Source organism: Oenococcus kitaharae DSM 17330, from assembly GCF_000241055.1.
GTDB lineage: Bacteria > Bacillota > Bacilli > Lactobacillales > Lactobacillaceae > Oenococcus > Oenococcus kitaharae.
In genome coordinates, this window is sequence record NZ_CM001398.1 from 112,971 (window position 1) to 129,466 (window position 16,496).

The 16,496-nt window shown below is 45.1% G+C and carries 18 protein-coding genes and 1 pseudogene; 8 read left to right on the forward strand and 11 right to left on the reverse strand.

Translation table 11 applies throughout. The features are described 5' to 3' along the window. Positions 1-56 precede the first annotated feature (56 nt). The 3 genes and pseudogenes from OKIT_RS00545 to OKIT_RS00555 all read right to left on the reverse strand — a co-directional run bounded on the left by OKIT_RS00545 (position 57) and on the right by OKIT_RS00555 (position 3,205). Positions 57-545: an MscL family protein gene (locus OKIT_RS00545; RefSeq protein ID WP_007744379.1), complete on the reverse strand. Its 489-nt coding sequence runs from the start codon at positions 543-545 to the stop codon at positions 57-59. Positions 546-635: 90 nt separating this feature from the next. Beyond that, positions 636-1,580: an AEC family transporter gene (locus tag OKIT_RS00550; protein ID WP_007744381.1), complete on the reverse strand. Its 945-nt coding sequence runs from the start codon at positions 1,578-1,580 to the stop codon at positions 636-638. After that, a pseudogene (locus OKIT_RS00555) lies at positions 1,580-3,205 on the reverse strand (malolactic enzyme). The gene OKIT_RS00550 and the pseudogene OKIT_RS00555 overlap by 1 nt, the downstream one beginning before the upstream one ends. An 83-nt stretch (positions 3,206-3,288) precedes the next feature. Here OKIT_RS00555 and OKIT_RS00560 point away from each other — a divergent pair. Then, the gene (locus OKIT_RS00560; RefSeq protein WP_007744383.1) at positions 3,289-4,197 is read left to right on the forward strand and encodes a LysR family transcriptional regulator; all 909 of its coding nucleotides are present in this window, start codon (positions 3,289-3,291) and stop codon (positions 4,195-4,197) included. Between the two features lies 1 nt (position 4,198). Here OKIT_RS00560 and OKIT_RS09300 read toward each other — a convergent pair whose 3' ends face one another. From OKIT_RS09300 to OKIT_RS00570, 3 genes are read right to left on the reverse strand one after another with little or no spacing between them, the layout of a single operon-like run. Continuing rightward, on the reverse strand, positions 4,199-4,606 hold the full coding sequence (locus tag OKIT_RS09300; protein WP_007744385.1) for an alpha/beta hydrolase: 408 nt from the start codon (positions 4,604-4,606) through the stop codon (positions 4,199-4,201). Then, positions 4,579-5,223, reverse strand: coding sequence for a hypothetical protein (locus tag OKIT_RS09305; protein WP_007744386.1), 645 nt, complete (start codon positions 5,221-5,223; stop codon positions 4,579-4,581). The genes OKIT_RS09300 and OKIT_RS09305 overlap by 28 nt, the downstream gene beginning before the upstream one ends. Before the next feature lie 5 nt (positions 5,224-5,228). Further along, positions 5,229-6,299 (reverse strand): alpha/beta hydrolase, encoded by a 1,071-nt coding sequence (locus OKIT_RS00570; protein ID WP_007744388.1) that lies wholly within the window; start codon positions 6,297-6,299, stop codon positions 5,229-5,231. Positions 6,300-6,427: 128 nt separating this feature from the next. Between OKIT_RS00570 and OKIT_RS00575 the strand changes: the two genes are divergently transcribed. Continuing rightward, positions 6,428-6,793, forward strand: coding sequence for an acylphosphatase (locus OKIT_RS00575; RefSeq protein ID WP_007744392.1), 366 nt, complete (start codon positions 6,428-6,430; stop codon positions 6,791-6,793). On the opposite strand, the gene msrA is transcribed toward OKIT_RS00575, so the two are convergent. Beyond that, positions 6,790-7,683: a peptide-methionine (S)-S-oxide reductase MsrA gene (msrA, locus tag OKIT_RS00580; RefSeq protein WP_007744394.1), complete on the reverse strand. Its 894-nt coding sequence runs from the start codon at positions 7,681-7,683 to the stop codon at positions 6,790-6,792. The two genes, OKIT_RS00575 and msrA, sit on opposite strands and share 4 nt — an antisense overlap. A gap of 57 nt (positions 7,684-7,740) precedes the next feature. Here msrA and murQ point away from each other — a divergent pair, with 57 nt between their 5' ends. Together murQ and OKIT_RS00590 are read left to right on the forward strand one after the other, a co-directional pair. Continuing rightward, on the forward strand, positions 7,741-8,658 hold the full coding sequence (gene murQ, locus OKIT_RS00585) for an N-acetylmuramic acid 6-phosphate etherase (RefSeq protein ID WP_007744396.1): 918 nt from the start codon (positions 7,741-7,743) through the stop codon (positions 8,656-8,658). Continuing rightward, complete coding sequence (locus tag OKIT_RS00590) at positions 8,645-9,667, forward strand: serine hydrolase domain-containing protein (RefSeq protein ID WP_028291797.1); 1,023 nt, start codon at positions 8,645-8,647, stop codon at positions 9,665-9,667. Before murQ ends, OKIT_RS00590 begins: the two co-directional genes overlap by 14 nt. Positions 9,668-9,705: 38 nt before the next feature. On the opposite strand, the gene OKIT_RS00595 is transcribed toward OKIT_RS00590, so the two are convergent. Genes OKIT_RS00595 through OKIT_RS00610 form a run of 4 tightly spaced genes read right to left on the reverse strand, consistent with a single transcriptional unit; the run spans position 9,706 to position 12,359 of the window. Then, positions 9,706-10,122, reverse strand: a complete 417-nt coding sequence (locus OKIT_RS00595; protein ID WP_007744399.1) for a PTS sugar transporter subunit IIA — start codon at positions 10,120-10,122, stop codon at positions 9,706-9,708. Positions 10,123-10,140: 18 nt separating this feature from the next. Further along, positions 10,141-10,959: a PTS system mannose/fructose/sorbose family transporter subunit IID gene (locus tag OKIT_RS00600; protein ID WP_007744400.1), complete on the reverse strand. Its 819-nt coding sequence runs from the start codon at positions 10,957-10,959 to the stop codon at positions 10,141-10,143. Then, positions 10,943-11,848: a PTS mannose/fructose/sorbose/N-acetylgalactosamine transporter subunit IIC gene (locus tag OKIT_RS00605; RefSeq protein WP_007744401.1), complete on the reverse strand. Its 906-nt coding sequence runs from the start codon at positions 11,846-11,848 to the stop codon at positions 10,943-10,945. Before OKIT_RS00605 ends, OKIT_RS00600 begins: the two co-directional genes overlap by 17 nt. 16 nt (positions 11,849-11,864) lie before the next feature. Next, positions 11,865-12,359, reverse strand: coding sequence for a PTS sugar transporter subunit IIB (locus tag OKIT_RS00610; RefSeq protein WP_007744402.1), 495 nt, complete (start codon positions 12,357-12,359; stop codon positions 11,865-11,867). 226 nt (positions 12,360-12,585) lie between these two features. On the opposite strand from OKIT_RS00610, the gene OKIT_RS00615 reads away from it, so the two are divergent. The 4 genes from OKIT_RS00615 to OKIT_RS00630 all read left to right on the forward strand — a co-directional run bounded on the left by OKIT_RS00615 (position 12,586) and on the right by OKIT_RS00630 (position 16,494). Then, complete coding sequence (locus OKIT_RS00615; RefSeq protein ID WP_007744403.1) at positions 12,586-13,452, forward strand: YihY/virulence factor BrkB family protein; 867 nt, start codon at positions 12,586-12,588, stop codon at positions 13,450-13,452. A gap of 86 nt (positions 13,453-13,538) precedes the next feature. After that, complete coding sequence (locus tag OKIT_RS00620) at positions 13,539-14,822, forward strand: ABC transporter substrate-binding protein (RefSeq protein ID WP_007744412.1); 1,284 nt, start codon at positions 13,539-13,541, stop codon at positions 14,820-14,822. Continuing rightward, entirely contained in the window at positions 14,823-15,689 is an 867-nt protein-coding gene (locus OKIT_RS00625) for a carbohydrate ABC transporter permease (RefSeq protein ID WP_007744415.1), read from the forward strand. Next, positions 15,679-16,494 (forward strand): carbohydrate ABC transporter permease, encoded by an 816-nt coding sequence (locus OKIT_RS00630; RefSeq protein WP_007744416.1) that lies wholly within the window; start codon positions 15,679-15,681, stop codon positions 16,492-16,494. Before OKIT_RS00625 ends, OKIT_RS00630 begins: the two co-directional genes overlap by 11 nt. Positions 16,495-16,496: the final 2 nt, after the last annotated feature.

Below are 16,496 nucleotides of genomic sequence, written 5' to 3' on the forward strand. Positions count from 1 at the left end.
AGTTAGAAAAACAATGATCAAAAAACAATACTTTTAAGCGGTGGTGAACGTAAGCCTTAATGCGAAGATTTATCCGAAGATGTGCTATTTTTTAACAATTCCTTTTGCAGTTTTAAGGATTGTTCCAGCAAATCATTATTGCGCTGCTGGGCTTTCAGCAATTTTTTGGTTTCTTCCAACTGAGCATTGTAGCCGAATGCTTCGGAGGCGTTTTTCACAAGGAATTTATTGATTAGTTTCACAAAAAAGAAGACGCAGGCCGCGATCGCACATAAGGTGAGGACGTTTTCAAAAACAGTTCTGGAAGGATCCAGCACCAGTCTGAGATTGGCCGTATGACGCGGTGAAAATAAAAGCAGCGACATAAAATAAAACAAGTTCGATGCCAGGCTGATGACGCTTTTGATTAAATCGGTCAGGCTGCCGCCGACGATCACACCAATTGACAGCTGAATGATCGTTGGCGAGGTAATAAATTTCCGAAACTGATCGGCCTGTTCGCTGGCCAAAGTATCTTTAAGCTGGATTTTAAAATTCTTTTTCATCAGATTGCTCCTGTCAACTGTATTACTGTCTATTTTTCCATGAAAAAACCCGCTAATCAAGCAGCGGGTTTTAAATATGATGATTTATCTTCAAACTAATTGCATCAAGATCGGTACAACAATGATAAACAAGACAGTCGAAGTGGTCACAACATTCGTGGCATATTCAACATCCCCATGGCTCTGTCCGACCAAAATAGGCAGGACCGCCAATCCTGGAGCAGCCGATTGAATAATCAAAGTTGATGATTCCAAGGATGGCATACCAGCAGCAAACAAATGCAAAATACCAATCATTAAGGCTGGTGCAATGATAAAGCGGCCGATCAGGACAAGAATCGAATCTCGGTCAAAATGAATTGATTTCAATCCAGCATCGGCCAGCACAATGCCGATATAAATCAGAGACATCGGTGTGACAATCCCGCCAACCGTAGAAAAAGTCGTATCAATCCAGGCCGGTACTGGAATAGCCAGCAATAAGAACACCAGCGAAAACAGGAAACCAACTAAAGGCATCGGCAGTAGTTTTTTCCAATTAAAGGATGTTTTGGTGCCTTTGTCTTTTGTCGGATCATCAGCTGAAATGAAGAAGACGCCAATCGCCCAAGTCGAAATCGTATTCATAACATAATAAATCAAGAAATAAGGCATAGACTTGCTGCCAAACAAAGCCAGATTCAAAGGCAGGCCAATGAAAATCGTGTTTGCGTTGACAAACATATTAATAAAGGTACCGCGCCGTCCAGCACGAATTCTAAATATTTTTGTCAGTAGATAAGCAATGACATAACCCAAAAAGAAGCTGGCCGCCGCAAATAACAATCCGCCTGACAGAGAAACCAGCCGGCCGCGCGTCAAATAACGCAGCACGCTGACAAAAATCGATAAAGGCAAAGCAATATTCATAATTAAATAAGAAATATTGCCTTTAAAGGAATCGCTCAATTTGCCTGAGCGCCGCAAAATATATCCCAAAGCGATGATCAAAACAATTTCAACTACGCTTTGAACACTTGTAATAAAGGCATTCATTAGTATTCAGGCTCCCACTTCAAATCATCGACGGCCTTATTAACGTCTGCAATCGGCTCTCGGTTTAATCCTTGTTCAACGGCTTTTTTAGCTACAGCAATCGCCAGGGTGCGCGAGAATTCAGCCAGCTTAGCAACTGGTGGCAAGACAGCGGCACCAACCTTGCTAGTATCAACAATGCCGCCCAAACTATGAGCAGCGGCTGAAATCATTTCCGGCGTTAACAATTTGGCTTGTGCAGCAATCGCGCCTAGACCCAGTCCTGGATAAATCAAGGCATTATTCGCCTGGCCGATTTGATAGGTTTGACCTTTATAGCTGATATCAGAAACAGGCACGCCGGTCCCGATCAAAGCTTGGCCATCGGTCCATTTCAAAATATCCTCGGCTTTGGCTTCGGCTAATTTTGTCGGATTAGAAATGGGGAAAATAATCGGACGAGCTGTATTTTTAGCCATTTCCTTAACGACTTCTTCTGTGAAGGCACCCGGCTGCGTTGAAGTCCCAACCAAAATCGTCGGGTGAATGACCTTAACAGCAGCAGCTAAATCGGTTAAATCAGATGAATTGGCAAAATCTGCCCGTTACGCTGCGAAAGGTTTTTGTTCAGCAGTCAAAGTGTTGTCGTCATCAAAGAGCAAGCCTTGTTTGTCAACCAAGAAGAAATGCTTTTTGGCTTCCTCGTCGGATAAACCTTCTTGAACCATTTCTTCATGCAGCTGCTTGACAATTCCCATACCGGCAGTTCCGGCACCAAAACTCATGTAAGTCTGATCCGTCAGCTTTTCGCCGGAAATTTTTAAAGCACCTAAAACGCCGGCTAAGACGACGATACCAGTTCCCTGGATATCATCATTGAAAGTGGCGATCTTGTCTTCATATTTATTTAAAATCTCAGCTGCATTGGAACGACCGAAATCTTCCCAGTGCAGGTAGAGATTCGGGAAAAGTGTTTCAGCCTGATCCACAAAGTGATCAATAAAATCACTATATTTTTGCCCGCGTACACGTTTGAAACGATTGCCCAAATATAAAGGATCGTTTAACAGTTTTTCATTGTTCGTGCCAGCGTCAATCACAACTGGCAGCACGGTTGCCGGGTCAATGCCGGCAGCAGCTGTATAGACCATCAATTTTCCGACAGCGATATCGACACCTTGGACGCCCCAATCGCCGATACCTAAAATACCTTCAGCGTCCGTCACGACCAAAAGCTTGATATCACGGCCGTTAGCAGCGTGCTTTAAGCTATCTTGAATATTTTCCGGATGCATGATGTCCAGAAAAGCAGCGCCTTGTGTTTGCACAAAAAGACTGGAATAATTTTCGACTGAATCGGCGATCGTCGGGTCATAGACGATCGGCATGAATTCAACCACGTGCAGAGAAAATAGTTTATAAAATAGCACATGATTCGTGTTGAAGATTTCCATTAAAAAGAGGCGTTTTTCTAAATTAGTCTCTTTACTTTGAAATTGTGCGTAAGTCTGGTCAACTTGCTGCTGCAAACTCTGAATTTTGGCTGGCAGCAGTCCGTTCAAACCGAGTTCTTTACGTTCAGCTTCCGTAAAAGCCGTGCCCTTATTTGTAAAAGGGTCGTTTAAAATGCTTACTGGATCTGTCATATTTCTCTCCTAACAAACCCGATCAGCATAAACTTGTGCATCACGCATAGTCAAAATTTATAAATACGATAAAATTAATTTATATGAAATTGACAGACCTTGAGTACTTCAATAAGTTAGTGGATTTAGCTTCTTTCTCAAAGACGGCCGCTTTTTTCAATGTCAGCCAGCCGACGATTTCCTATGCAGTTCAACGTTTGGAACATGAATTTCAGCAGAATTTAATCATCCGCAGCCGTTCTCATGGCAGAGTTCAATTGACAAAGGCTGGCCAATTGCTGCAAATGCACGGTCAAAAAATTATGCAGGATATCCTGGCTGCTCATGAAGAAATCGATCGTCTGGCACTGCCGACATTAGAATTCGGCTTACCGCAGATCATTGGTAATTTTTACTTTCCGAAATTAATTAAGCATTTTATTAACAGTGCCATGTTTCAAAATATTTCCACCCATGAAGCGGGTTCAGGTCTACTGTTAAAAGCACTGCAAAAACATCAATTGGATATGGCACTGCTGTCATCAATAGAAACTATCAGCATGCCCGGCTGGCAGACAGTCGAGATCGATCGGCGGCAATATAAGATCGTGGTTAATCGCCGACATCGGCTAGCCAAACAGAAAAAAGTCGCTTTTGCAGATTTAAAAGATGAAAATTTTGTTGCTTTAAAAGAAGGATTCGTCCATCCGATTCCTTTTCGTCGATTAGAAGAAAAATATCGCATTTTCCCGAAAATCATTTACGAATCACCGGATATCAATATTATTAAAAAAATGGTCGCAGAAAACGCTGGAATTGCTTTTCTAGCTGAAATTGCCGTCAGCCCAGCAGACAAATTAGCGACACTCGAGATCGCTGCAGACAAAACGCCAGAATTTATAATCAGTCTCGTTTACCGCAAAGATTTGCAAATGGAAGAGATTGATCATTTTGCTCACGAATTAAAAAAGAAGTTACAAAAACCCGCTGAATTGAGAATAGCGGGTTTTTAATTTATTTCGTTGCGTTGAATGTTTGCGTCAGCCATTGGTCATAAGCAGGAATCCAGCCGTGCCGATAACCATATCCATGATGGATGCCTTGTAGGACTCGGCTTTGGACTGGAACGCCCGCCTGCCTTAGGGCTCGGATATTGGCCTGGAATTCATCGACAAAGGGATCTTCAGTTCCATAGCAGAAATAGGTCGGCGGCAATTGACCGCGGCGCAATTCATTGACATTGCGAGAAGCGATACTCAGCTGACCATAAAAGGAATAGATCATACCATCAGCAGCGACGTCAATCGGAATGCGGTCCAGGCTGTCGGGCTGGTATCGTTTATCTAAAGCCTGGCCCGTGACTGTGCTATCATAATTCAACAGCATTTCACCGGTTAAAATACCACCGGCTGAGAATCCCATGACAGCAATGTTCTTTTTCGGAAAACCGTAAACATCGGACTGTGAACTAACATAGCGGACACCGCGGCCAAATCCAAGGCGCCTTCATGCTGTGTATATGGCAGCACACGATAATTCACGACAAAACTCACATAGCCTCTTTTGGCCAGTTCTTCGGCGACCGGATAGCCTTCATTGACATTGCTGCGAAATTGAAAAGTACCGCCAGCACAAATTAAAACGGCGCCTTTGATTTTTGTGCCTCTTGCTACTGGAAAACTAATCATGTTCGGCCGGAAATTAGCACCGTCATCATTGCCGCCAGCGGCTTTATAATCCGTCTGTGTGGGCACATTATTTTTCTGCCAGAGATCAAAAGTCTGATGACGATGCGCATCGGCTTTCAAAGTTGGCGACACGACACCAGCCAATGGTGCTTTAGGCCTGCCTTGGTCTGTGCTCGATTCGCCTGAATTTCGAGGGTTTGGATTCTGAGCAGCCGAATTTTGATTGCCTGTAGAGCTTTGACTCGCCTGATTTTTTGATGCAGGAGTCCAAAATGGCCGTAAAAGAAAATAACCAATAGCCGCAATCACGACGAGAGCGGATAATGCGATAATCCATCGATTTTTTTTCAAAAAAATCACCTCTTTTGATTGGGAGCCAGCTGCCGTTCCCAAAAAGCCAAAGCTGAATTCTGCCAGCCCTCGGCACTAGTCCCGATTCCTAAAGCAAAACCATGTTCCAATCGCGGAAAATGATGAAATTCAGCTATCACACCGGCCTTTTTCAGATTATTGATGCGTTGGCGCATGATCGCCGGTGGGACAATCGCATCATCATCGCCCACTACGGCATAAGTTGGCGGATCAGTCCGACGAAATTCACTGCGCGACGTATATTGCATGATTACAGCTGCCGGCCGGCTTTTGAAATCAGCACCAAAGGTATCCGGCCCATAACTGGCAATATCTGCAGCCATTCTAGCGCCAGCTGAAGCGCCCCAGACTGAATAATTTCTTAGGGAGACTTGCAGCTGTTTCTCATTGCAGGAAATAAAAGCCAGTCCGGCAGCAAAATCTTCCGCAGCTTTTTGCTCGCTGCCAAGACGATATTGGACGCTAAAAGCACTAGCATTGTAGCCCTTTTCACTCAATGCTAGTGCTAGAGGCATACTTTCATGAATCGCACCGACATATTCAAAACCACCGCCGGGGCTAATAACAGCTGTAGGCGCGTTTTTCCGGCCACGAAAGAAAAATAAACCGCTATTGCGTTTTTCGGGATCTTTTCTCATTTCGGCTTCCGAATAGATCGGATAAAAGACCTTTTCCTGCCGCTGACGTGCCTGAATCAAATCATTCACGACACGCACGGTCGAGGCTGTGTCGATATGGCTGTGATAAGGCAGCAGTGGCTGAATATCATCCAAACGCATGTCACGATCCGGCAGCTGCTGATTAATTGGGAAAATGAATTCTGCAAAATCTTTAAAAGCCGGCAGGCCGATCACATCACGCACGGCCGTCTGTCCAGTAACCAATTGACCCTTTTTTAAAGAACTGACAGGTAATTTCAAACGTCTTTGACTAGATGCTGCCTGGTCAGCTGGTGCTTGCTGATTAGATCGTAAATTGATTGTGATAACCATCGCTGTCAGACCAAGAATGGCAATGACAATAAAGGCATATATTGCGTGTTGATACTTTCGCATGCGGGATCTCCTAAGGTCTTTGAATTGGAAAGGCTGTTTGGTGGCGAATCGCAAACAAATCTAATCTGGGTCATAATAGATGGTGTGTATTAAACGAACTTTAAGCGAGCACAATCGATCGAGAAAAAATGAGCTTATCTAAAAAAATCAAAGATCTTTTGCACAATCAGCCACCCAAGACTGAAAATCAAGACGATCCGGCAGCAGCAATCTCAGGCGACGGCCTAGTCCGTTTTCACTTACTTTTTTCTGGCCGTGTTCAACAAGTAGGCTTTCGCTACGAAGCCCAGCAGCTGGCGATCACCCTGAAGCTGACCGGCTGGGTGAAAAATTTATTTAACGGCCAAGTCGAAATGGAAATTCAAGGCCAGCCTGAAAAAATTGAGTCATTGATCAATCAGTTGTCGACCGTTGGCTGGATCAGAATTGATAGGGTGGAACGCCAGCAATTACCCGTCGACAGGCAGGAAAAACAGTTTATCGTCACAGGCTAGCTATTAGCCCTTCGGCTCAGACGCCGGAAAAACAAGTGTATCTTGGCACGCAGATGCTGGTAGGCCTGGTATGTGTGTCGCGAACGTTCTAGTTGTTTGTAACGGCGCGGATTTTTTTTATAAAACTGCTGATGGAAATTTTCTGCAGGCCAAAAAGTGCCAGCCGGTTCAATCGCCGTGACAATCGGTTGATCATAAAGACCAGATTTGGCCAAAGCTGTTTTAGAAGCCTGCGCGATCTGTCTTTGTTTGGCATCGCGAACAAAAATGACTGGTCGGTAATTGTCCCCACGGTCAGCAAACTGCCGCAAAGCATCCGTCGGATCCGTCAGCTGCCAATAAAGCGCCACGAGATCTTCATAATGAACAATCCGTGTGTCAAAAATGATTTCCACAGCTTCAACGTGCCCAGTTCCGCCTTGCAAGACTTCTTCATAACTGGGATTTTGCGTGTGTCCACCTGTATATCCTGACAAAACCAACAGAATACCCGGCTTATTTTCAAAGGGCTCGACCATACACCAGAAACAGCCGCCGGCAAAAATGGCCCGGTCGACATAGTCCGGGTCTTTTTCATAATGCCTGGACAAATCAAATTTCGCTTCACTACTGGCATTGTTCGTAAGTTTTAAATAAAAATCGGACAGGTCAGCCGTTAAATTATTGCGGGCCGCCAAGGGACGAAGCTGATATTCTAGATCAGACAAAGCTCCCTTTAAAGGACGGCCAGTTTCAGCTGCCTTTTTAGCTGTCAAAAGCTGTTTGCGCTCCCAGTCACGTGTGGCTGGATTTAAAATCAAGTTATAAATGTCATTCAGGATGTCTTCAGGATCGTTTATCATCTGGAGCACCGCCTTTTCGCTGAGGATGAAATCAGCTTCTGTCTTCATTATAAGGCGACGGCTGCCGACACGATTATCATAGAGATTATGGAGAAGCAGGAAAACATGGAAATCACAAAACTCATCACAGAATCTAGGAATCCCAACAGTATGCACATCGACCGTATGCCGACAATTGATCTGGTTAAGACCATCAACGCTGAAGATGCTAAAATCGCCAAAGCCGTAGCTAAACAATCCCAGCAGCTTGCCCAAGCCATTGATGCAGCCAGCAGTCGTTTTAATCAAGGCGGCAGGCTGATTTATTGTGGGGCCGGCACTTCTGGGCGTCTAGGTGTCTTAGATGCCGTTGAACTACTGCCGACTTATGGCCTGGATCCTAAACGCGCAATCGCTTTGATGGCTGGTGGACAATCAGCTATGTACCGCGCCGTCGAAGGTGCTGAGGACTCAGCCGATCTGGCTGACAAAGATCTGGCCGCCTTGCAGTTGTCTGAAAAAGATACTATCATTTCTCTAGCAGCCAGCGGTCGGACGCCTTATGCGATCGCAGCCGTTCGTTTTGCCAAACAAGCAGGCGCTTTAACGGTCGCCGTGACCTGTGTAGCAGACAGTCAACTCAGCCAATATGCCGATATCACGATCGCGGCCGTAACTGGGCCAGAAGTTGTCACAGGATCGACGCGCATGAAGGCCGGAACAGCTGAAAAAATGATTCTGAATACGTTATCGACGGGCATCATGATCAAAGCTGGCAAAGTCTATGAAAATCTCATGATTGATTTATTGGCAACAAACGCTAAATTGGTCGAGCGCGCAATCAATATCATCCACATCACCAGCGGCTGTGACTTAACAACAGCCCAAAACATTTTCCAACAGGCCAAACATCAACTGCCGCAAGCTATCATCATGGCCCAAACAAAATCCGGTTATCAGACTGCCGACAAATTGCTGCAGGCTCACGCTGGCAATGTTACGGCGGCTATCGCAGATTGGCAGGCTGAAAATGATGCAGAATAGTCAGGCGATCGCCGACTTAATGCGTGGCGCGATTGCCGATCAAGCTGTGTATGGTGTTTCTTATGCCTTGATTGGCAATGACGAAAACGAATCCCATTTTCTGGGCTTTCAAGGAGAAAATGCTGATGCTATCCCGATCGAAGCCGGCATGCGTTATGACTTGGCTTCTTTGACAAAAGTTGTCGGCACAAGCAGCCGGATTTTGCAGCTGCTGACTGCTGGCAAACTGCGTTTACAAGACCCAATCGGCCGTTTTATCAGCGGCTTGGACAAACCTGAAATCACAATCAGACAGTTATTACAGCATCGTAGCGGTTTGCGAGCCGACATTGCTCATGTCTGGGATTTTGACCGCAGCAGCTTAATTAAAGCCGTCAAACAAATGCCGCAACTGTGCCCAACTGATACAAAAACTATTTACTCGGATCTGAACTTTATGCTGCTCGGCTGGCTAATTGCTAAAATTGATGGCGATCTTTCAAAAAGCCTTCAGGAACATATCTTTAAGCCTTTAAATATGACAGATACAGGCTATAATCCCGACCAACACAATCTGGCAAATATCGTTCCGACTGAATACCAAGCCCAGCGCGGCGGTATCATTCGCGGTGTTGTTCATGATGGAAAAGCTCGTTTATTAGATGGCGTCAGCGGACATGCCGGCCTGTTTTCGACAATTAAAGATCTAACACATTTTTCGCAAATGTATCTTCATGACGGCCAATACCAGGGTCAGCAAATCTTACCATCAAGTGCTTTTCAGCTTTTGTCTGATAACGTGGCAGGCGGCCGGACGCTTGGCTGGCGCTGCTGGTCGCAACCAGCTGGATTAAAATTGTGGCACACAGGATTCACCGGGACTTCGATTGCGTTAGATTTAGTTAATCAAAAAGCCTTTATCTGTTTGACCAACCGCGTTTACCCAACCCGAGAAAACAAGCGCTGGCTCAGCTGGCGTTTAATGGCGATTCATGCTTTTTACGGCCAATCCGCGATGCAAATGCAATGACAAAAAAACGAGCCTTTCGACTCGTTTTTCATTTATTCTTATTCATCTTCGTCATCATCGACATTTGCAAGCTGTGCTTTGACATCGACAATCCCATCTTTGCCCATGCTCAGCAGCTGGTCAAAATGCAGTGCGCCGCCCAGCAATTGCTGATTGGCAAATTCGATGACCATCGGCAGATTCATACCCGTAACCACATTCAGTTGAGGATAGACAGCCAGCAATTTACTTGTGACATTAGCCGGCGTGCCGCCCAACAAATCCAGTGCAACGACAATATCAGAACCAGCCGCGTCTTCTTTGATGACAGTTTCAATCTGCGCCTGCAGTGTATCCGGACTCATACCCGGCTGCAAACTCAGCGCCGTGACACCTGCCACTTTGCCGACAATCATTTCTGCACTTTGCAGCAAGGCCTGAGACAAAGGACCGTGACTGACTAAAATTAACTTCATTGAACCTCCTTGTTTACATTAAGCAGCTTTGCCCAAAAGACCCAATGCCGAGCAGACAACGGCCACAATAATCACAATAAAAATCGCACGCGTTGACGTCATGCGTTTGCGGCCCAACATCCAGTATATAAGCCAAACAGCCAAACCAGGAATCAGTTTTGGCATAATCATATCCAAATGATCCTGCAGATTGATGGTCATCTTTCCGATATGAGCAACAAAGGGAATATTAACATTAATCAGGCTGGCGACCAAAGCACCTACAACATAGACACCCAGCAAAGTGGCCGCATTAGTCAAAGCATTCATCTGCCCTTGCAGCTTGGTCACAAGGGTAATACCACCTTTATAAGCGAAAGCCAGCTGACGCCAGCGGAAATACATAATTGCTAAATTCACAGCCAGCCAGATAAACAGGCCTGACGCGTTACCTTGGACAGCCATATTCGCAGCGATGGCACCAATGATCGCCGGAATCAAAGAAGCAAAAATCGTATCGCCAATTGCAGCCGTCGGACCCATGAGTCCGTTTTTCAAACCAGCGACAGTGGCTAGAGAATTAACACCCTCTTTTTCTTCCAAGGCCAGATCAACACCTTGAATCATCGTATTCAGATAAGGATTCGTATTGAAAAACTGATCCTGCACGCGCATGGCTTGTTTTAACTCCGGCGTATGATCACCATATAATTTACGCAGCTGCGGCAGCATGATAAACAAATAACCGGAACCCTGCATCTTTTCATAGTTCCAGCCTAACTGGTTCATGAAAAGATTTCGCCGGTTCATCTGCCGGAAGTCTTTTTTGGTTAACTTGTAATTAGTCTTCGTCGCCATTGATCTCACCATCCCCATCATCATTTTTAGGTGCAGCTGCTGTGCTATGAGAGGCCGGCAGTTTGCCCACCTCTTGTTTGTAAGCATTCAAAGCCAAGGCAAAACCAATCAAGGAAATGGCTACCATCGGCATGGCACTGAAACTGTTCGTAAAGCCCTTGGCAACAGATGCAAGGCCTGTGCCCAAAGACTGAATATTTGTGAAGACTGTGCTCAAAAGTGCTGTTAACGTAAAGCCCAAAATCAAATAGGCAAAATGTTTTTTAACCGGCAGATAACGCAGCAGAATCGCAAAACCAACAGCTGGCAATAAAGCGCCCGCCGTTGCCAGACCATTACTGAGCCAGACCATCTGTGTATTCAGCACTTTCACAATTTGTGCAACCAGTCCGCCGCCGAATTGTAAAGCAATAAAGACTGGGATACCGCGGGACAAAGCCCAAGGAATCGTGCCATAAAGATAGTTACGTTCAAAACCGCGATAGTTTTCCTCTTCGATCATTTTGTCGACCCGGTGCTGGAAGAAGGTGTTTGTAAAACGTCCTAAGACATCGGTCTCAATCATTAAAGAAGCTACCGGCACACCAATTGCGGCGACGGCCGTTTGGGCATTCATACCGGAACTAATTGAAAAAGCCGTGGCCAAAATCGTGCCAGAATTAGCATCGATTTTAGAGGCACCGCCAAATGTCCCAACACCCAAAACAGTCAGCTGCAAAGAACCACCGATGATCAGGCCTTGAGTCATGTTGCCCATTATGGCTCCAGTAATTAATCCGGCCCAGACTGGCTGTGCCAGAGAGGAAATAAAGGTCAGATCATCAATAATTTGATACATTGAATAAATCGTTAACAGGATTACCTGCCAAAGCAAAATTTGCCCACTCATGCTACTACTCTCTCCCTTATCTTACTTGACTAAATTTGTGTAACAGCTGCATCAAATCCAGCAATGGATCACTCGGCACCATTTGGACTGTCAGATTGACGCCTTTATCATGCAGTGCCATAAAAGCGTCAACATCTTCCTGCAGAACGTTAATTGATTTGGTCAGCGGACGCGTCCCCTCCGACTCGGACATATTGCCGACATTGACATCTGTAATCGCCACGCCAGCTGCAAGCAGATTGACAATCACTTGCGGTTTACGAGCTAGGATAAACACGCGCTGACTGTCATAGCGTCCCTTCAGGATATGATCAATCGCTTTTTCCTCATTTAAAATACTTAAGTTAACACCAGCTGGCCGAGCCAACTTAATCGCCGCTTTTTCAATTTCTGAATCGGCTGTTGCATTGTCAATGACCATGATCCGAGTGGGCTTGATCACACTCGTCCACATATTAGCCACTTGTCCATGTAACAAGCGCCCATCAATTCTCACCGCTGCAATTGCCATACTTACACCTTCCATCTAAAATCAGCTTCCCGGCTGATCCCTGTTCTCCTAGGTACATGCCCGAATTTTAGCCTACCTGGCCGGTAAATCCTGAATGATTGTTAGTAAAACTAACATTGGTCTATATAGTTCACACAAGAAAATCACTGGCAAAAAAAGCGGTCAAGTTTAATTCGATATAATCAAGTTGTCACCAGCTTCTACTAGCAGATTGAGGCCATCCAGTATGATTATTAAAATCCCGAAAAGATTAAAAAAAGGGCTGGATTTGTTTATCCATTATTTTCAGCAGGCCGATATTTCAAACAACGCGATCGTCTTAGCTTATTACCTGCTCTTATCTTTGCCGCCGCTTCTTTTGGTCTTAGGCAATCTATTGGCCTATCTGCAGGTGAGAAACGCGGACGCCATCAGCTACATCCTGCAAGTAACGCCGGCCGGCATGTCGGGCTATCTCAAACCCATCATCAGCTCTTTTCTCAATCAAGGCAGTAACGAAAGCTTATCTTTGGGCATTTTAATAGCCGTCTGGTCGGCTTCCGGCATGATCGCCACATTACGAAGCTGCTTTAACAAAATCTATCAGCCGAAAAAGCAAGAGAATCCGCTGCTATCACGAGCACTATCTTTTCTGCTGCTGGTCTTGGCTTTGCTGGCATTTGCGAGCCTGCTGACTTTGATCATTTTTGGCCAATACTTGTTAGACTTACTAAAAATTGACTGGCAGCATGCCTCCTTTTGGCTTTTAGAAATCGTTCAAGCCAAGAATCTGCTGGCCTTTGCTGGCTTTTTTGTCCTATTGTGTTCTCTATATTATTTCGTGCCCGAGACAAGGCCTAAAGCCAAATATGTCTGGTTAGGTGCCTTGTTTACCGATTGCTGCTGGTTCATGATGGCCGCGCTTTTTCAAAATTATGTGGCATTATTCGCTCATGGCATTTCTTCTTATCAGACGATCGGTACCTTTATTATTCTCATGTTCTGGTTAAACTTTTCCAGTCTTTTTCTGCTGTTAGGAGCTGTGATTAACGCCTGCTATCAAGCCTACTTTGAGCCGGGACGGCCAAGAAACAGCCAAGTCAAACGATCGTAAGATTTATATATTATAATTAAGTTATTATCAGACTATTTTGTAGGTAGAGTTTCACTTTTCACGCCATCGACAGGAGGTGACGACCTATGAATCTGAAAAGAATGTCGCTTTTATTACTCACGCTTTTTTGTGTCATCTCAATTGCTGTTTTAGAATTTGCCAATTACGGCTCGACCAGCAATAGCCATACGATTGAATTTTTCAATCAAAAACCCGAGGTCACGAGCGGCTATCAAGAGCTGGCTCGTTTATACGAGAAGACACATCCCAATATTAAGGTGAAAATTACGACCGTGGGAAACGGCAGTGGTGCTTCGGCTTTACAAGCCAAGTTTGTTTCTGGGGATGCCCCTGATATCGTCATGCTGGGCGGCCTTCCGGAAATCGACCGCTACCATAACCGCCTGCTGAATTTGGACAAACTGCCCATTCAAAAGAAAATCGTGCCGTCTTTGAAAAGCGGCGGTCGAATATACGGCCGCAATCTTGGTGTGGCAGTTGATATTGAAGGCTACGGCTGGGCTTATAACAAAGCTGTCTTTAAAAAAGCCGGCATTGATGCCGCTCAAATCACGGATTATGCCAGTTTTAAAGCAGCCGTCGAAAAATTAAATTCTCAGAAAAAGGCGCTCGGCCTCTCTGGTGTTTTTGGATTTAACGGTGCCGACACCAGTTCGATTACCTCTTTTTCGGCACAATTTTTGTCCCAGTCTTATCACAATAATCTGACAAAAGCCTACCGCAGCCAGCACTTAAACTGGCGTTACAGCAAGCGAATGGCGGCCTATGTTGATTTGGTTAAACGCTATAACGTCAAGCCGATTTTGTCGGTCCGATATGACGCATCTGTCCAAGACTTGTTTTTTCATGGCAAAGTGGCCATGATTCCACAGGGAAACTGGATTATTCCGACTTTGGATCAAGCACAAAAAGGTTTTTCAGCCAAGAATCTTGGCATGCTGCCTTATTTTGTCAAAGGCAAAGGCCAGATTATGACCGGTTCTTCTTGGTACTTAGGCATCACCAACGAACATCCTCAACGGGAAAAAGATGCCAAGGATTTTCTCCAATGGCTTTATAACTCTCCTGAAAGTGAAAATGTGATTGTCCAGCAGATGCGCTATGTCCCGCCGATAATCAATTTTGATCTGAATAAATTACCGGACCCGCTCTCCAAAGAAATTTATCGGATCGGCACCGGCAAACATGCAGAGGTTCCCGTGCACAAACAGTTCCCTAACGGCTTTAATCAAGAGGCTATCGGACCAAACATGCAGCGCTATTTTGCAAATAAGATCAGCTGGCAGCAGTTCGTACAACGCACTGAATCACAGTATTATCAGTTGCGGCAGATCCAAGGAGGCAGATAAATGTTTCAGAAAAAATATTACTACTGGCTTTTTGTCCTACCTAGCCTGGTTCTTATCAGCGTTATCATCCTAATCCCGTTTTTGATCGGAATCTTCTACTCTTTTACAAATTCCAATGGCATCACCGCTTCCTGGGTCGGCCTGAAAAATTACTTTCTGCTTTTCAGCGATGCCAATTTCCTGCAAAGCTGCTGGCTGACCTTCTTGTTCTCACTTTTGTCAGTGGCTGGTATCAATGTGATTGCGCTCAGTTTTGCGCTGCTAGTCACTCGCCGGGATAATCGTTTCACTAAATTCCTGCGGACAATTTTCTTCATTCCAAATCTGATCGGCGGTATTCTGCTGGGATTTATCTGGCAATTTATTTTCATCCAGATCTTTGGTGCTCTTGGCAGCCAGCTGCATCTTTCCTTTTTCAACGGCTGGCTAAGCACGCCTGAGAGCGGCCTGTGGGGCCTGGTTATTCTCTTCTGGTGGCAGATGAGCGGCTATATCATGCTGATTTATGTGGCTTTTCTAAATGCAATTCCGCGCAGTACGATCGAATCAGCAAAATTAGACGGCGCCAACGAAGGGCAAATCTTCTGGTGGATCAAGCTGCCGCAACTAGCACCAGCTTTTACGATCAGCCTTTTCTTAACCTTGGCAAACTCCTTTAAACTCTATGAACAAAACCTGGCTTTAACCAATGGCGGCCCATTCCGGTCAACTGAAATGATCGCGATGAATATTTATAACACAGCCTTCGTCAATTACCAGCAGGGTTATGCGCAAGCAGCTGGTATTCTACTCTTTATCTTCGTCGCCCTGGTTTCCTTTGCCCAGCTTTACTTCTCCAGAAAGGGGGAACGCCAAAATGAAAGCTAAAGTGGTTAGAAACATTACCTGGATTATCAGTGTTCTGCTGGCCTTAATCTGGTTATATCCATTCGTGATCGTTCTCATCAATTCGCTGAAAACAAAATCAGACTTGTTCAGCAATCCATTAGCGTTATCTCGACCGACTTTCGGTAATTATACCGAGGCATTCCTCTCTTTGAATTACGTCCAAAGTTTTTTCAATTCGACTTTAATCACCGTCACAAGTGTGTTGCTGATTACGCTGCTGGCTTCGATGACGGCGTATGCATTAGCTCGGACACATGGCAAAATCAGCTCGATCATTTATTACCTGTGTGCGGCAACGATGCTGATTCCCTTTCAATCCATTATGATTCCGCTGATTTCTCTGTTCGGACGAATCGATTTTTTGAACCGGATCAGCTTGATTCTCATGAATACAGGCCTGGCCTTGAGTTTATCGATCATCCTGTATTACGGGGCTTTTCTTGGGGTCCCAGCAAGTATTGACGAGGCAGCCATGATTGATGGTGCAAATACTGTCAAGGCCTTCTTCTCAGTTATTCTGCCTTCTGTCTCACCAATGACCGGAACCGTTGTTATTCTAAATGCCATGAAAATATGGAACGACTATCTGCTCCCATCACTGGTGATTAATAAAGACGGCATGTACACCATTCCACTGCGTATGTATTTCTTCTTCGGTGAAAACAATAGTAACTGGCAGCTAGCCCTAGCAGGACTGGTGCTGGCAATTATTCCGATCATCATTCTCTTTATTCTGCTGCAGAAACAGATTATGCAAAGTGCCACTGAAGGTGCAATCAAATAAGC

Coding starts and splice junctions, on each gene's coding strand:
- OKIT_RS00545 (WP_007744379.1), bottom strand. CDS start 545: ATGAAAAAGAATTTTAAAATCCAGCTTAAAGATACTTTGGCCAGCGAA.
- OKIT_RS00550 (WP_007744381.1), bottom strand. CDS start 1,580: ATGAATGCCTTTATTACAAGTGTTCAAAGCGTAGTTGAAATTGTTTTG.
- OKIT_RS00560 (WP_007744383.1), top strand. CDS start 3,289: ATGAAATTGACAGACCTTGAGTACTTCAATAAGTTAGTGGATTTAGCT.
- OKIT_RS09300 (WP_007744385.1), bottom strand. CDS start 4,606: ATGGGATTCTCAGCCGGTGGTATTTTAACCGGTGAAATGCTGTTGAAT.
- OKIT_RS00570 (WP_007744388.1), bottom strand. CDS start 6,299: ATGCGAAAGTATCAACACGCAATATATGCCTTTATTGTCATTGCCATT.
- OKIT_RS00575 (WP_007744392.1), top strand. CDS start 6,428: ATGAGCTTATCTAAAAAAATCAAAGATCTTTTGCACAATCAGCCACCC.
- msrA (WP_007744394.1), bottom strand. CDS start 7,683: ATGAAGACAGAAGCTGATTTCATCCTCAGCGAAAAGGCGGTGCTCCAG.
- murQ (WP_007744396.1), top strand. CDS start 7,741: ATGGAAATCACAAAACTCATCACAGAATCTAGGAATCCCAACAGTATG.
- OKIT_RS00590 (WP_028291797.1), top strand. CDS start 8,645: ATGATGCAGAATAGTCAGGCGATCGCCGACTTAATGCGTGGCGCGATT.
- OKIT_RS00595 (WP_007744399.1), bottom strand. CDS start 10,122: ATGAAGTTAATTTTAGTCAGTCACGGTCCTTTGTCTCAGGCCTTGCTG.
- OKIT_RS00600 (WP_007744400.1), bottom strand. CDS start 10,959: ATGGCGACGAAGACTAATTACAAGTTAACCAAAAAAGACTTCCGGCAG.
- OKIT_RS00605 (WP_007744401.1), bottom strand. CDS start 11,848: ATGAGTGGGCAAATTTTGCTTTGGCAGGTAATCCTGTTAACGATTTAT.
- OKIT_RS00610 (WP_007744402.1), bottom strand. CDS start 12,359: ATGGCAATTGCAGCGGTGAGAATTGATGGGCGCTTGTTACATGGACAA.
- OKIT_RS00615 (WP_007744403.1), top strand. CDS start 12,586: ATGATTATTAAAATCCCGAAAAGATTAAAAAAAGGGCTGGATTTGTTT.
- OKIT_RS00620 (WP_007744412.1), top strand. CDS start 13,539: ATGAATCTGAAAAGAATGTCGCTTTTATTACTCACGCTTTTTTGTGTC.
- OKIT_RS00625 (WP_007744415.1), top strand. CDS start 14,823: ATGTTTCAGAAAAAATATTACTACTGGCTTTTTGTCCTACCTAGCCTG.
- OKIT_RS00630 (WP_007744416.1), top strand. CDS start 15,679: ATGAAAGCTAAAGTGGTTAGAAACATTACCTGGATTATCAGTGTTCTG.